The sequence below is a fragment of the Pantoea sp. X-Soil-MYKO-1289 genome (genome assembly GCF_059730625.1).
The window spans coordinates 2,554,771-2,569,456 of sequence record NZ_AP036004.1; the positions used below are offsets into that span (position 1 = coordinate 2,554,771).

11 protein-coding genes and 1 pseudogene are annotated in these 14,686 nt (G+C 58.9%); 2 read left to right on the forward strand and 10 right to left on the reverse strand.

Annotated features, from left to right (window positions below; translation table 11 throughout):
- Positions 1 to 17 precede the first annotated feature (17 nt).
- The 5 genes from AC6I7Z_RS12355 to AC6I7Z_RS12375 form a co-directional block, all read right to left on the reverse strand.
- Entirely contained in the window at positions 18 to 1,604 is a 1,587-nt protein-coding gene (locus AC6I7Z_RS12355; protein ID WP_497814418.1) for an ABC transporter substrate-binding protein, read from the reverse strand.
- A gap of 46 nt (positions 1,605 to 1,650) precedes the next feature.
- Positions 1,651 to 2,928 carry an NAD(P)/FAD-dependent oxidoreductase gene (locus AC6I7Z_RS12360; protein ID WP_497814419.1) on the reverse strand — a complete coding sequence of 426 codons (1,278 nt, stop codon included), beginning with the start codon at positions 2,926 to 2,928 and terminating at the stop codon, positions 1,651 to 1,653.
- A gap of 10 nt (positions 2,929 to 2,938) precedes the next feature.
- The gene (locus AC6I7Z_RS12365) at positions 2,939 to 3,607 is read right to left on the reverse strand and encodes a haloacid dehalogenase type II (RefSeq protein ID WP_497814420.1); all 669 of its coding nucleotides are present in this window, start codon (positions 3,605 to 3,607) and stop codon (positions 2,939 to 2,941) included.
- A gap of 28 nt (positions 3,608 to 3,635) precedes the next feature.
- The gene (locus tag AC6I7Z_RS12370) at positions 3,636 to 5,105 is read right to left on the reverse strand and encodes an aldehyde dehydrogenase family protein (RefSeq protein ID WP_497814421.1); all 1,470 of its coding nucleotides are present in this window, start codon (positions 5,103 to 5,105) and stop codon (positions 3,636 to 3,638) included.
- A gap of 373 nt (positions 5,106 to 5,478) precedes the next feature.
- Complete coding sequence (locus AC6I7Z_RS12375; RefSeq protein ID WP_497814422.1) at positions 5,479 to 6,939, reverse strand: NAD-dependent succinate-semialdehyde dehydrogenase; 1,461 nt, start codon at positions 6,937 to 6,939, stop codon at positions 5,479 to 5,481.
- Between the two features lie 162 nt (positions 6,940 to 7,101).
- Here AC6I7Z_RS12375 and AC6I7Z_RS12380 point away from each other — a divergent pair, with 162 nt between their 5' ends.
- Positions 7,102 to 7,767 (forward strand): O-methyltransferase, encoded by a 666-nt coding sequence (locus AC6I7Z_RS12380; RefSeq protein WP_497814423.1) that lies wholly within the window; start codon positions 7,102 to 7,104, stop codon positions 7,765 to 7,767.
- Here the strand turns inward: AC6I7Z_RS12380 and cbl are convergent.
- The gene (gene cbl / locus AC6I7Z_RS12385) at positions 7,764 to 8,723 is read right to left on the reverse strand and encodes an HTH-type transcriptional regulator Cbl (protein ID WP_497814424.1); all 960 of its coding nucleotides are present in this window, start codon (positions 8,721 to 8,723) and stop codon (positions 7,764 to 7,766) included. The genes AC6I7Z_RS12380 and cbl overlap by 4 nt on opposite strands.
- Positions 8,724 to 9,630: 907 nt before the next feature.
- On the opposite strand from cbl, the pseudogene AC6I7Z_RS12390 reads away from it, so the two are divergent.
- Positions 9,631 to 9,782, forward strand: a pseudogene (locus AC6I7Z_RS12390) (type VI secretion system tube protein Hcp); the annotation flags it as partial.
- A 50-nt stretch (positions 9,783 to 9,832) separates the two neighbouring features.
- Here the strand turns inward: AC6I7Z_RS12390 and nac are convergent.
- The 4 genes from nac to AC6I7Z_RS12410 all read right to left on the reverse strand — a co-directional run bounded on the left by nac (position 9,833) and on the right by AC6I7Z_RS12410 (position 14,638).
- Positions 9,833 to 10,750, reverse strand: a complete 918-nt coding sequence (gene nac / locus AC6I7Z_RS12395; protein WP_033749973.1) for a nitrogen assimilation transcriptional regulator NAC — start codon at positions 10,748 to 10,750, stop codon at positions 9,833 to 9,835.
- A 401-nt stretch (positions 10,751 to 11,151) separates the two neighbouring features.
- Positions 11,152 to 12,174 carry an ABC transporter permease gene (locus AC6I7Z_RS12400; protein WP_497815441.1) on the reverse strand — a complete coding sequence of 341 codons (1,023 nt, stop codon included), beginning with the start codon at positions 12,172 to 12,174 and terminating at the stop codon, positions 11,152 to 11,154.
- 23 nt (positions 12,175 to 12,197) lie between these two features.
- A complete protein-coding gene (locus AC6I7Z_RS12405; protein ID WP_497814425.1) occupies positions 12,198 to 13,682 on the reverse strand; it encodes a sugar ABC transporter ATP-binding protein in 1,485 nt (494 codons plus the stop codon).
- Positions 13,683 to 13,714: 32 nt separating this feature from the next.
- Positions 13,715 to 14,638, reverse strand: coding sequence for a sugar ABC transporter substrate-binding protein (locus AC6I7Z_RS12410; RefSeq protein ID WP_497814426.1), 924 nt, complete (start codon positions 14,636 to 14,638; stop codon positions 13,715 to 13,717).
- Between the last annotated feature and the right edge of the window lie 48 nt (positions 14,639 to 14,686).

Below are 14,686 nucleotides of genomic sequence, written 5' to 3' on the forward strand. Positions count from 1 at the left end.
CTCCAGCGTCGAGAGGGTTAAGCGGACAGCCAGGCGAATTCGTGGAAGCGGTAGCCCATCATCATGCCGGAGGGCCAGGCTTCGACGCCCTTCACCTTTTTGCTGTAGCCGTCGGTAGAGCTGATAAAGGTAGGAATAATGGTGCCGCAGTGGTCGTAGATCAGCTTCTGCATATCGCCGTACATCTGTTTGCGCTTCGCCTGATCCCGTTCGCCGCGCGCCGCCACCACCAGCTGGTCGAACTGCGCGTTCTTCCAGCCCGACTCGTTGTTGGGCGCGCCGGAGAGGTAGAACTGCGAGAAGAGCATATCGAGCGTCGGGCGCGGGTTAATCGAGCCGTAGCCCACCGGATCTTTGGTCCAGTGCGTCGACCAGTAGCCGTCATAGGGCACGCGGCGCACCTTGATGTTGATGCCGGCGTTGCGCGCCATCTGCTGGATCAGCTGACCGCCCTCGACCGCGCCCTCGATGTTCGGCGTGGTGATAATCTCCACCGTCGCGCCCTTCATCCCCGCCTTTTCGATGTGGAATTTCGCCTTCTCCACGTCAAGGGGACGCGGCTTCAGCTCGGCGTTATAGAGCGGATGCCACGGCGGCACCGGCGTGTCGTTGCTGACGTCGCCGTAGCCCTGCAGCACGGTTTTCACCAGCATCTCGCGCGGCTGTAGATATTTCAGCGCCAGCACGAAATCTTCGTTGCTGCCGGGCTTGATATCGGTGCGCACGATCAGGTTGGTGTACATGCCCGATTTGCTCTCCAGCACGCCGAAATCGCTGGTCGCCTTAATGCGCTTGCAGTCGTTGGCGCTCAGGGTCGAGACGATATGCAGATCGCCCGACATCAGCGCGTTGACGCGCGCCGCCTGGTCGGTGACGCCCAGCAGCTCCACCTCGTCGAGATGCGGCAGGCCCGGTTTAAAGTAGTTGGGGTTTTTCGTGCCGACCGAGCGCACGCCTGGGGTAAATTCCTTGCAGACATAAGGCCCGGTGCCGATACCTTTGGTGAAGTCTTTAGTGCCGTCCTGCACGATCAAAAACGGCGGCGCGGCGAGGATATAGGGCAGATCGAAGTTCGCCTGGTTCAGCACCAGCTGCACTTCGTTGTCGTTAACGGCGCTGATGGTCTTAAACTGCTCGGCAATTTTAAAGGCGTTTGAGGCGACCGCCGCGTCTTTATGGCGGCTGAGCGAATAGATCACATCTTTCGCGGTCAGCGGCTTGCCGTCATGGAAGGTCACGCCGCTGCGCAGCTTGATCTGCCAGGTAACGCCATCGCTGGAGTCGAGCGACGCGGCCAGCGCCGGCAGCGCTTTAAGATCCTTATCCAGTTCGGTCAGGCCGTTGTAGAACATACACTGGCGGGTATAGTCGCCGCTGTTGTTGGCTTTGGCGGGATCAAGGGTATCGGTGGCGGAGGCGTTGGACATGGCGGCGCGAATTTTGCCGCCTTTTACCGGCGTTTCGGCGGCGAAGCCCAGCTGGGGAAAGCCGATAATGCCGCTGCTCATCACCGCGCCGGCGGAAAGCATTTTCATCAGCCCGCGGCGCGACAGCGTGCCTTCGGTCAGCATGCGCGTCAGCGCGTTATTATCATTTTGACTCATCTGCGTACCCTCAATAAGCGTTTAAGATTCACCTGGAATGCAAGCATCAAGAGAAACGATCTTTGGCTTTGTAATAGAGTCCGGCCAGCGGCAAAAACCACGGTTTACCGTGATAACCGGGCAGCGCGGGCCAGGCGTCGCGCTGCCAGGGGTTGCGGTTGCTTTTTTCAGCGATCAGATCCGCCATCACCGCGCCCATCCACACCGACATCTGGGTGCCGTGGCCGCTGTAGCCCATGGAGTAGAAAACGCCGTCATGTTCGCCCGCGTGCGGCAGCCGATCGGCGGACATATCCACCATGCCGCCCCAGCAGTAGTCGATGCGCGCCTGCGCCAGCGGCGGAAAGAGGCTCGCCAGCGTCGCCTGCAAAATTTCGCCGCTGCGTGAATCCGAAGTCGGATTGCTGACCGCGAAGCGCGCGCGGCCGCCGAACACCAGCCGCCGGTCAGCGGTGGTGCGGAAGTAGTTGCCAAGGTTGAGCGAGGTGACGTAGGTGCGATCCTGCGGCAGCACCTGGCGGATCAGCGCGTCGCCCAGCGGCTCCGTCACCACGATAAAGCTGCCTACCGGCACGATGCGGCGCTGGAACCAGCGAAAAGGCCCGACGTTGGAGCAGCCGGTGGCCATCAGCACTTTATCGGCGAGGATCTCGCCTCTGGCGGTCTGCACCCGGTGGCGATAGCCGTCAAGGCGCGCCAGGCCGGTCACGGCGTGGTGCGGGAAAATTTTCGCCCCGCTGCGCGCCGACGCTTCCGCCAGACCGACGCCGAACTTGCCCATATGCATCTGGCCGCCGCGCTTTTGCAGCAGGCCGCCGTGAAAGGCGTCGCTGCCGACTTCGCGGCGGATAGCCGTCTGGTCGAGCAGCTCAATCTCCGGATCCACGGTGCGGCGCATCAGCGCCCAGGCGTCGCGCAGCCCGGCGAAATGGGACGCCTTGCTGGCGAGCTTGAGCTTGCCGCACAGGCGAAAATCGCAGTCGATCTGCTCGTCGCGCACCAGCTGCTCGACGTAGCTCACCGCGTCGTCGTAGGCGCGGTAGAAGCGCGTGGCTTTCTCGATGCCCTGGCTCGCCACCAGCGAGGCGAAGTTCTGCGCCACGCCGGTATTGCAGTGGCCGCCGTTGCGCGCCGAGGCCTGGCTCATCACTTCGCCGCCCTCCAGCAGCACCACGTCGAGGCCGCTGCGCGCCAGGCTCAGCGCCGCCGAGACGCCGGTAAAGCCGCCGCCGATCACCACCACGTCTGCGCGCGACGGCAGCGAGCCTTCCGCCGCGCCGTGAAACGGCGGCGCGGTCGCCTGCCAGAACGATTCGAGTTTCATAGCGCGATCCTCAGAGTCCGACCAGGGCGGGCAGTCCGCCGATGTCAGGGATTTCGGTATAGCCGTAGTAAGGGTTAGCCGGTTCATGGCCGCGGTTAACCCAGGCTTTATGGGTGATGCCGAGATCGTGCGCCGTCATCAGGTCGTAGCGGAAACTCGAGGAGACGTGCAGGATCTCCTCCGGTCGACAGTCGAGCTTCTGCAGCATATATTCGAAGCCTTTCATCTGCGGTTTGTAGGCCCCCACCTCTTCGGCGGTAATCGCCAGATGGATCGGCGCGCCCAGCCGCGGAATATGGTGCGGCAGCAGATCCTTCATCGAGTTGCTGAGCAGCACTAGCGGGAACTCGGTCGCCAGTTTCGCCAGTCCGGCCGGCACGTCAGGATGCGGGCCCCAGGTGGCGCAGTCGGTGTAGATAAAGTCGCTGTCCGCCTTGTCCCACGCGACGCCCCACTTTTTGCAGGTGCGCTGTATCGCGTTGCTCACCACCTCGTAGTAAGGCTTCCAGGCGCCCAACACTTCATCCATGCGGTAGCGGGCGAAATCGGTGGTGAACGCCGGCATCTCGCTCGCCGCCACGCGCGCCTCAAAGCAGCGCGCCGCCGCGCCCGCCATATCGAAGTTAATCAGCGTGCCGTAACAGTCAAAGGTGATGAATTTCGGTTTAAACAGTGCCATGACGCGACCTCGTCTTGATCAGGAAAGGTTAGAAATCGATGAGTACGCTTTTCTGGCGCTGGCAGGCCTGAAACGCCTGCCGCCCCAAATCTTTGCCGATGCCGGAGCCGAGAAAGCCGCCGGTGGGAATGATGAAATCGCCCGAGCGGCCGTAGCGGTTGACCCACACGGTGCCCGCCTCGATGGCGCGTATGGCGCGCATGGCGCGCGGCAGGCTCAGGGTATGCACGCCCGCGCACAGGCCGTAAATCTCATGCGCCGCCAGCCGCAGCCCCTCTTCTTCGTCGTCGAAGGTCTGCACCGTCAGCACCGGGCCGAAGATCTCCTGCTGTACCGCCGGGTTATCCTGCGCCACGCCGCTCAGCAGCGTGGGCTGCCAGAACCAGCCGTCGCTGGTGTCAGCGAAACGCTCGCCGCCGACCAGCACTTCCGCGCCCTGCGCTTTCGCGGCGGCGATCACCGACGCGACTTTTTGTCCCTGCCGTTCGTCGATCAGCGGCGCGTAGCGGCTGTCGCCGTGCCAGGTCGCGCCGGGCCGCACGCTGCGGCACAGCGCGGCGAGCCGGTCCAGCAGCGGCGCGGCGATGGCGCGCTGCACGATAAGACGGGTGCCCGCGACGCACGCCTGACCGCCGTTAGCGATAAAGCCGCGCAGGATGCGCTGCGCCAGCACCTCGATGTCGCCCGCGTCGTCAAACACCAGCTGCGGACTTTTGCCGCCCAGCTCCAGCGTCACCGGCTTCATGCCGTGCTGCGCCACGTCGCTCATAATGCGCGCGCCGGTCAGGGTCGAGCCGGTAAAGGAGACTTTGCGCACCAGCGGATGGGTCACCAGCGCGTGGCCGGTCACCGCGCCGCTGCCCTGCACGATGTTGAGCACGCCTGCCGGCAAACCGGCCTGCACCGCCAGCTCCGCCATGCGCACCGTTGAGAACGGCGTCAGTTCAGAGGGTTTGAGCACCACCGCATTGCCTGCCGCCAGCGCCGGGCCGCACTTCCATGACGCCATCGACAGCGGGAAATTCCACGGCGTAATGGCGCCGACCACGCCGTACGGCTCCGCTATCAGCATGCCGAGGCTGCTGTCGCGGGTCGGAAAGAGATCGCCGCTGTACTTGTCGGCGCACTCGGCGTAGAAGCGGATCGCTTCGGCGGTAAAGGGAATTTCATGCTGCGCCACGTCGCCGATGGGACGCGTGGAGCCGAGCGCCTCCAGCTGCGCCAGCAGGCTGTCCTGCTCGATAAGATCGGCCCAGCGGCGCAGCACCCGACCACGTTCGCGCGGCGCGCAGCCCGACCAGCCGCTGGTTTTCAGCGCCTGGTGCGCCGCCTGCACCGCGCGATCGACGTCGGCGGCGTCAGCCTCATGCAGCGTGGCGTAGACTTTGCCGTCCGACGGGCGTTTTACCGCGAACGCCGCGCCCTGGGTCTGAATGTGATGGCCGTCAATATAGTGGCCGACAGGAAGCGAAACTTTTTCAGGGTCGAAACTTAACATGGATAAATCCTTATTTGTTACACCCGTCAACCATAATGGAATTAGCGCGCTGGCAGGGCTTATATTCAGCGCGAATAAGCTCATGACAAAAGGTAATGCAGAAAGTATGCCAGCCAGCTAAAAAATAAAAATGCGTTTAAAAGTGCGCAAAAAAATTTTCTGCCGTATTGAAAGCGGAAATATTGCGTAATTGCCGAACCAATAAACAGATGATTTAGCTCACAAATTTCATGCATTGCCGTGGTGCATCGCGCATGAAACTTGCACTAAAATGGCCAGCAACGATAAAAAACACGACGTGACGCACAAAATAAAAAAGCGTTTGTCGCGGGTGCGACAAACGCCTGCATCAGAAAATGATGTAAAAACTGAATTAATTCAGGCTGCCAATATGAAACGCTTTCTGCTCCAGATATTCTTCAATGCCATAGCGCGACCCTTCCCGACCTATTCCCGATAATTTTACGCCGCCGAACGGTGCGACCTCTAATGAAATGGCGCCGGTATTAAAGCCGACCATGCCAAATTCCAGCGATTCGGCGACGCGCCATGCGCGGCGAATATTTTCCGTGAAAAAATAGGCGCCCAGGCCATAGGGCGTATCGTTGGCCATGGCGATCGCCTCCTCTTCCTCGTCGAAAATAAACAGCGGCGCTACCGGCCCGAACGTCTCTTCATGGGCGATACGCATTTGCGTGGTGACCCTGCCGAGCACTGTGGGCTGCACGTATGTGTCGTTGCCGTGGCTGGCGCCGCCGGTCAGCAGCTCCGCGCCCTGGCCCAGCGCATCCTCGATATGGCCGTTAACTTTCTCTACCGCGCGGTCGTTGATCAACGGGCCGATGGTGCTGCCGGGCGCAAAGCCGTCGCCTACCCTGAGCGTAGCGACCGCCTCGAGCAGCTTCGCCGCGAAGCGGGGATAGATGCCGCGCTGCACCAGAATACGGTTGGCGCAGACGCAGGTCTGGCCGGCGTTGCGGAATTTGCTGACCATCACGCCCGCCACCGCGATATCGATATCGGCGTCGTCGAAGACGATAAACGGCGCGTTGCCGCCCAGCTCCAGGCTCAGACGCTTAACGCTATCAGCGCTCTGCTGCATCAGCAGCTGGCCAATGCGCGTCGAGCCGGTAAAGGAGATCTTGCGCACCTGGCGGCTGCCGGTCAGCGCCGCGCCAATCTCCGTCGGCAGGCCGGTCACCACCTGCAGCACGCCGGCGGGAAAGCCCGCGCGCTCCGCCAGTACCGCCAGCGCCAGCGCCGACAGCGGCGTCAGCTCTGACGGCTTCACGATAATCGGACAGCCTGCCGCCAGCGCAGGCGCGACTTTGCGGGTGATCATGGCGATGGGAAAGTTCCACGGCGTGATGGCCGCCGCCACGCCAACCGGCTGCTTCAGCACCAGTATGCGGCGATCCTCGCTCGGCGCCGGAATGGTGTCGCCGTAGATACGACGCGCCTCTTCGGCGAACCATTTGACAAAGCTGGCGCCGTACAGCACTTCGCCCTTCGCTTCCGCCAGCGGCTTGCCCTGTTCGGCGGTCATGATGGTCGCCAGGTCGTCGGCGTTATCGAGGATCAGCTGATGCCACTTCTCCAGCAGCGCGGCGCGACTGGCGTTGGGGGTTTTGCCCCAGGCGATGCGCACCGCATCGGCGCAGGCGATGGCGGCTTCGGTCTCGGCACGGCCCAGCGCCGGAATGGTCGCCAGCGTTTCACGGGTGGCGGGATCGATCACCGGCAGGGTTTCGCCATTGGCCGCATCCTGCCAGCGGCCGCCGAATAGCGCCTGCTGGCGCAGCAGATTGGGATCCTTTAGTTGAAGACGCGACATCTCACTCCCCTGTTTGAACGGTTTTCTTCCACTCTATCGTGTCGCTTCAGCGCAGGATGTTTTTCTCGCCGGGCAGAAACCTTAAACAGCGAGTTTTGCGCGCGGAAAGAAAATTTTATGCCGCGCGGCTGCTATGCTCAGTTTTTAAACAAGGAGATAACCATGAGCGATCATATGTGGCGAGCGGTCGATGACTACTTCACTCAGACGCTGGTGAAACCGGATGCGGCGCTCTCGTCGGCGCTGGCGCGCAACGCGGCCGCCGGTCTGCCGCCGATTGACGTGGCCGCCAACCAGGGCAAGCTGCTCTACCTGCTGGCGCGCATGATGAACGCCTCTCGCATTCTGGAGATTGGCACGCTGGGCGGCTACAGCACGCTGTGGCTGGCGCGCGCGCTGCCGGAGAACGGCAAAATCGTCACGCTGGAGTTTTCGCCGCAGCATGCGCAGGTGGCGCGCGAGAATTTCGCCGAGGCGGGCGTGACGGATAAAGTCGAGCTGCTGGTGGGGCCGGCGCTGGAGAGTTTGCCGACGCTGCAGGGCCCCTTCGATATGATCTTTATCGATGCCGATAAGCGCAATAATCCGCTCTACCTGCGCTGGGCGCTGAAGCTGGCGCGCGTCGGCAGCGTGATTATCGGCGATAACGTGGTGCGCAGCGGGCGCATCATCGACTCGCAGTCCACGGATGAAAATGTGCAGGGGCTACGGCAGTATCTGCGCGACATCGGCGAGAATCCGCACCTGACGGCCACCGCGCTGCAAACCGTCGGCAGTAAAGGCTGGGATGGCCTGCAATTGGCCATCGTCGAGTCGCTGCCAGATTAGATCTGAAAGTCGATCGCCGGCTCTTCTTCGCTTTGATAGGAGAGCGCCTGGCGTTTGATCTCCTCCAGCGACAGGTTGGCGTTGCATAACTCCATAAACTGCCAGACGTAGTTGCGCTGCAGCTGACCGCGCTTCAGCCCAAGCCAGACGGTATTGGCGTCAAACAGGTGATGCGCGTCGATGCGCACCAGCGCCTCTTCCGGCTGGATTTCGCACGCCTGATCGGCAAGGATGCCGACGCCTAATCCCAGTTCAACATAGGTTTTCACCACGTCTGAGTCCTGCGCGCTCAGCACGATGTCCGGCTTCAGGCCCACGCTCTGGAAGGCGCGGTCAACGCGCGAGCGCCCGGTGATGCCCTGACGATAGGTAATCAGCGGGTAGCGGCTCAGGGTGCTGAGCGACACCGGCTGCTGCTGCACCAGCTCGTGATCGCGGGGCACCAGCAGCGCATGGTGCCAGCTAAACCAGGGAAAGGCCGCGAGGCTGGGGTTGTTCACCAGCAGTTCGCTGGCGATGCCGACGTCCGCTTCGCCTGCCAGCAGCATGGCGACAATCTCCTGCGGCGAGCCCTGGTTAAGCTCGAGCCGCACGTTGGGGTAGAGCTGGCGAAACGCCTTGATGACGCGCGGCAGGCTGTAGCGCGCCTGAGTGTGCGTGGTGGCGATGGTCAGGATGCCGCTGGTTTCATTGGTAAAAACGTCCGCCAGCCGGCGTACTTTTCCCGCCTCGTCGAGGATGCGTTCGGCGATGGTCAGCAGCGCTTTGCCCGGTTCCGTCATGCCCAGCAGGCGCTTGCCGCGGCGAATAAATATCTCAACGCCCAGTTCATCTTCCAGATCGCGGATATGTCGACTGACGCCTGACTGCGAGGTAAATAGCGTGTTTGCCACTTCCGTCAGATTGAAATCGCAGCGCGCGGCCTCACGGATGATTTTAAGTTGCTGGAAATTCACGGTATTTACCTCCCTTTACGAAATTGTTACTTCCGATGGTAAGAAGGTTTATTGATATCAACAAATAATAAAAACTTTGTGCTTATGCGCAGGGGGAATATGGGTCGGTGGGAAAACGTCATTTTAGAGCACGTAGTGCGGGTGAGTTCACAAATCAAATCCGCTGTGGTCAGAAGGGCTTGAATGTATTGGCTCTCCGGGCATACCTTAATACCATCGTAAAATGTAGGGATATATCATTCAGGCTTCACCGCTATGTAAAGGAGACTTTTAATGTTTAAAAGTTTCTTGTCGATATTGTTCACTGAAATCTTATTTCCTGTTTGGATTTTTGTTAGCGCCTCTCTTTTTATTTATTTGTTTCCGAATTACTGGCTTATATTTACCGTGATATCAATATTTATCTTTATTTTCATTCATCCCATTTTATTTGACCGCTATGATAAGTTTGACAGATAAGATTGGTTTAAACAGGAGTTTTATGTCTAATCCAGTATATTTATGGCTAACAGATTAAAACGGCTCACCGATAGCGGGTCCGTCGCGAGTGTTGATTCGCGAAAGAACAATCGAGCTGAAATTCCTTACGCATAACAACAATCTCCCTGTGGATGAAAATATCAAGAAATTCAGAGAAATAATGCTGCAAGTAGTCACCACTACACGGTGAGGAAATTTACGATGCGATAAAGAGCGAATATCATGTTTAAAACTTTTTTATCACTTATTTTTAATGAATGGCTTATTCTTTCCAGCCTGATTGGACTGGGATTTTTTTACCTCGAGTTTTTTCCAGCGTACTGGCTGCCATTAACAGTTATCTCAGTGATTGTACTTATCGTTGTGCTACCCAAATTTACCGAAAAGTTTGATAAATATGATAAATAATCAACAAAAAAGGAATTTTATGTCTAAACCAGCATATTTATAGTTAACCGATAAAACGGCTCACCAATGGCAGGCCCGTCGCTAGTGTCGGGGCGCGAAAGCGCGATTGAACTAAAATCTCTTGCCCACAACGTCATTATCCCTGTGGATGGAAATACCGGGAGATTAACCGACGCACAGGCAAAAGCGGTCCCGCAGGACCGCCAGTTTATCCTGGCTTACTAGCTTACCAGCAGCAGCGCCCGCTCTTCCGCCATCGGCTTATTCAGCAGCGACAGCAAAATATCCTTTACCGCCTGCGCAGAGGGCGAGAGCGGCAGGCGCGCCGACACGTTCAGCGACAGCGGCAGATTAAGCGCCGGACTGTTGATGCGCGCCATCCAGGCCTGGGTTGAACCGACCAGCGCACGCGCGGCGGACTCCGGCAACACCGTAACGCCCATACCGCTGGCGACGGCGGCGGTCAGCATCGACAGCGATTCGATTTCGCCGATAATACGCGCGCTGAGACGACGCAGCGAAAAGGCTTCGTCTACCCGCTTGCGCACCGCGCTGTAGTCGCGCGGCAAAAACAGGCTCATCTGCGCGACCTCGGCTAAATCTACCGATCCGCCGGGACAGTCGGTGGCGCCGACCAGATAAAGCTCCTCTTTCATCAGCGGCAGACTGGTGATGCCCGCCGTTGGCGCACGATCGTAAAGCACCGCCATATCAAGCTGGCCGTTCATCACCTTCTCATTAAGCGTGCTGCCGCTGTTTTCATGCAGATAAACCAGAATTTCCGGATGCTGCTCGCGCACCGTTTGCAGCAGCGGCATGGTCAGCGAAGAGGCCGCCGTGCCTGGCGCCATGCCGATGGAGACCTGACCGCTCAGCACCTGTCCAGCGTTGATTACCGCCGTCTGCGCCTGTTCGCACTGCCGTAAAATCGTACGCGCATGTGCATAGAGGATTTTACCGGCTTCGGTCGGCGTCACGCCGCGCTTGGTGCGGATCAGCAGCTGCTGATCCAGCTCGTTCTCCAGCGTGGCGACCTGTTGACTGAGCGCAGGTTGCGCGATGTGCAGCACTTCAGCTGCCTGCGTCAAACTGCCAATATCGACGATTTTCACAAAGTATTTCAGTCGTCTTAAGTTCATCTTGCCTCCGTCACATTCCCCGAATGCCAATAACATCTGTTCTTGTGGCCTGCTGGCCTGGTAAGAAACAAATTGCAATTAGCAGGCCACTTTTTCTCAAGGCGCTGTCAGGCTGCTGCGGAAAAATCCTAACAACCCGAAAAATAAGCCATTCTGATTACCCATTAAGAGTTAATAAGCAGCGGGAATGGCGCATTAATGAAAGACGTCATCGCGGCTGCACTTTGCTGGTGCAGCCCCTGCGAGCCAGACGTGCATAAAAGTGATGACCCAAAGCGGAACAGAGGCGATAACGCGACGTGAAGCAGGAAAACGCAGGGTATCCAGCAGGAAAACTTATTCAGAAAGCGAAAAAGGCCTGCTCGCTTTTTCAGGTGCGAGCAGGCCAGCCGCTGAAAAAATCAGCGTTTTTTGCGGTTGCGATGCATATCGATAGCGACCGCGGCCACGATAATCATGCCTTTGATGATGTCCTGAACGTAGGCGTCGACGCCGACGAAGGTAAATCCGCTTTTAATCAGACCCAGAATCACTGCGCCAATCAGGGTGCCGGTAATGCGCCCGACGCCGCCCATCAGGCTGCTGCCGCCAATTACCGCCGCGGCGATGGCATCCAGCTCATAGGACATCCCCATGCTCGACTGTCCGCTGCTGACGCGCGCCGCCAGCACCACGCCCGCCAGGCCGGAGAGCGCGCCGGCGATGGTATAGACGATCACCAGATATTTATTAACGTTAATGCCGGAGACTTTGGCCGACGTCATGTTGCCGCCGATGGCGTAAACGTATTTGCCGTAGCGGGTGTGCTTCAGGGCGATATGAAACACCAGCGCCACCACCAGGAAGATAATTACCGGCATCGCGCCCTGCCCGATAGAGGTAAAACCGTCGGAGAGAAAGCTAATCGGGTTGCCCTGCGTGTAGTACTGCGCCAGACCGCGCGCCGACACCATCATGCCCAGCGTGGCGATGAAAGGCGGTATGCCGGTGCGGGTAATGAGTACGCCGTTAACCAGGCCGCAGAGCAGACCTACCCCGATTCCGGCGCCGACAGGCACCACGGCGGGCATATTCACCAGCGCGGGAAACATCGGCGACAGGCTGTCGGAGGTTTGCGCCAGGCTGGCCGCGACCACGGCGGTCAGCGCGATCACCGAACCCGACGAAAGGTCGATGCCGGTGGTGATGATCACCTGCGTGACCCCGACCGCGATCACGCCGATAATCGCCACCTGCAGCAGGATCAGGATCAGTCGGTTGGTGTTCATCAGAAAAGACTGGTCGCGCACATACCAGCCGGCAATTTCGAAGATCAGCGCAATGCCGACCATCACGATAAAAATGCCGGTATCTTTAGGCATTTTATGCCGCAGATTGCCGAAGAACGACGGATGTTCAGCCGTTGGAGTAGCCGTTGCTTTGATATTGCTCATAGGTGTCTCGCGCCTCACTCGGATGCCAGCGACAAAATGGTTTCCTGATCGGCCTCTTCTTTATCGAGGATGCCGGTAATCCGCCCCTGATGCATCACCATCACGCGGTCGCTCATGCCGAGAATTTCCGGCAGTTCCGACGACACCATGATGATGGCCACGCCGCGGTTGGCCAGCTCAGAGATCAAACGGTAGATTTCCGCTTTCGCGCCGACGTCAATACCGCGCGTCGGCTCGTCGAGGATAAGAATTTTGGGCTGCGCCAGCAGCCAGCGGGCAATCAGCACCTTCTGCTGGTTGCCGCCGCTCAGGTTGTTGATGATCTGATCCATGGTCGGCGTTTTGATATTCAGCCGCCGTATCTGCTCCATGCAGTCCTGCGCCATCTTGACGTGGCTGACGAAGCCGCTCTTGCCGCTGTACTCCGGCATATTGACGATGCTCATGTTCTCCATCACCGACAGCACGAGAAACAGCCCCGACTTTTTGCGATCCTCGGTTAAAAACGCCATGCCCTTTTCAATCGCCGTCGAAGGCGAATCGATCGTGACCGGCACGCCGTCGATCAGCACCTCGCCGCTGTCGACGCTCTCCATGCCGAACAAACTCTCCATCACCTCGCTTCGCCCGGCGCCGACCAGGCCGGCGACGCCGAGAATTTCGCCGCGCCGCAGGCTGAAGCTGACGTCATGGAAGCGATCTTTACTGGTAAGGCCGCGTACCGTCAGCACCTCTTCGCCGATGGCGTTGTTGAATTTGGGAAAGAGCTGGGTCAGCTCGCGCCCTACCATCTGGGTGATCAGCGACTGGCGGGTAAACTGCGCGGTGTGGTTGCTGCCGACCCAGCTGCCGTCGCGGAAAATGCTGATCTCATCGGTGATGGCGAAGATCTCGTCCATTTTGTGGCTGATATAGATGATGGCTTTGCCCTGCGCGCGCAGGTCGCGAATGATAGTGAAAAGATGCGCCACTTCGCTTTCGGTCAGCGCGGAGGTCGGCTCATCCATAATGACGATGTCGGCGTTCCACGAGACCGCCTTGGCGATCTCTACCATCTGCTGCGCGGCGATGCTTAACTCGCCCACCAGCCGGTCAGCCTTGAGGCGGATATTAAGCTGGTCGAGCAGCGTCTGCGTCTGCTGGTTGAGCTTGCCGTGATCGACAAAGCCGTACTTCATCGGCTCCCGTCCCAGCCAGATATTCTCAGCGACGGTCATGTAAGGCACCAGATTAAGCTCCTGGTGGATCATGGAAATGCCGGAACGCAAGGCGTCCATGGTGTCCTGAAACTGCACCGGCTCCCCTTTAATGCGGATGATGCCCCGATCGGGACGGTACATCCCGATCAGGCACTTCATTAAAGTGGATTTGCCCGCGCCATTTTCGCCCATCAAGGCATGAACCGATCCCGGACGCACGCGCAGCGAAACGTTATCGAGTGCCTTCACACCGGGAAAGAACTTGCTGATGCCTTCGGCTTCAAGCGCAAAAGCGGTCATACATCACCTCCGTACGGCTGAGTCGGGATCGGTTATTTCTGATTACGGTTCACGAACTGCTGCATATTGTCTTTGGTGATCAGCTGATAAGGGATATCGATGATCTTCTGCACTTTTTCGCCATTCGCCAGCTTAACGGCCGCCTGCACCGCGCCTTCGCCCTGCCCGCGTGCGTCCTGGAATACCGTCGCGACCATCTTGCCGTTCTTCAGCATTTGCAGCGCGTCCGGTGTGCCGTCCACGCCGGCGATCAGGATATGGTTGGGGTTTTTACCCAGCGCCTGCAGCGCGCCGATCGCCATTTCATCGTTGTTGGAGGCGATGGCCTGGATATCGTCGCCCGCGGTCAGCCAGTTGCTCACCACGTCTACCGCATCGTTACGCGTGAATTTGGCGGTCTGCTTCTGTACCACTTTGATGCCAGGATATTTAGCGACTACCGCTTCGACGCCTTTGGTGCGGTCGCGCGTCGATTCATTCGCGAGGTCGCCCATCAGGATGGCGACGTTGCCTTTGCCGTTCAGCGCCTTAGCCAGCGCCTCCATCTGCAGGCGGCCCGCCAGTTCGGAGTCCGATCCCACATAGGCCATTTTGTCAGTCAGTTCCGCCTGCGGACGACGGTTAACGAAGATCAGCGGAATGCCGGCTTTGGTCGCCTGATCCATGATAGGTTTGACGGCGTTGGTATCTACCGGGTTGACGATAATGGCGTCGACGCCCTGGCCGATAAAGTTCTGCACCTGCTGCAGCTGCTGCGAAACATCCCCTTTGGCGTCTTCAAGCTGCCCCTTAACGCCCTCTTTCTGCATCTCTTTTTGCATCGCAGTACGCAGAATGGTGAGGAAGTTGTCGTCGAACAACGCCATCGATACGCCGACGGAGAGATCTTTCGCCATTGCGGCGGCAGGCAACATGCAGGCTAACAGTGTGACAGCGAGTGTTTTTTTGATGTTCATGAGTAACCCTTATTGTCGTTAACTTGCCGACGCCGCTGATACCGCGAA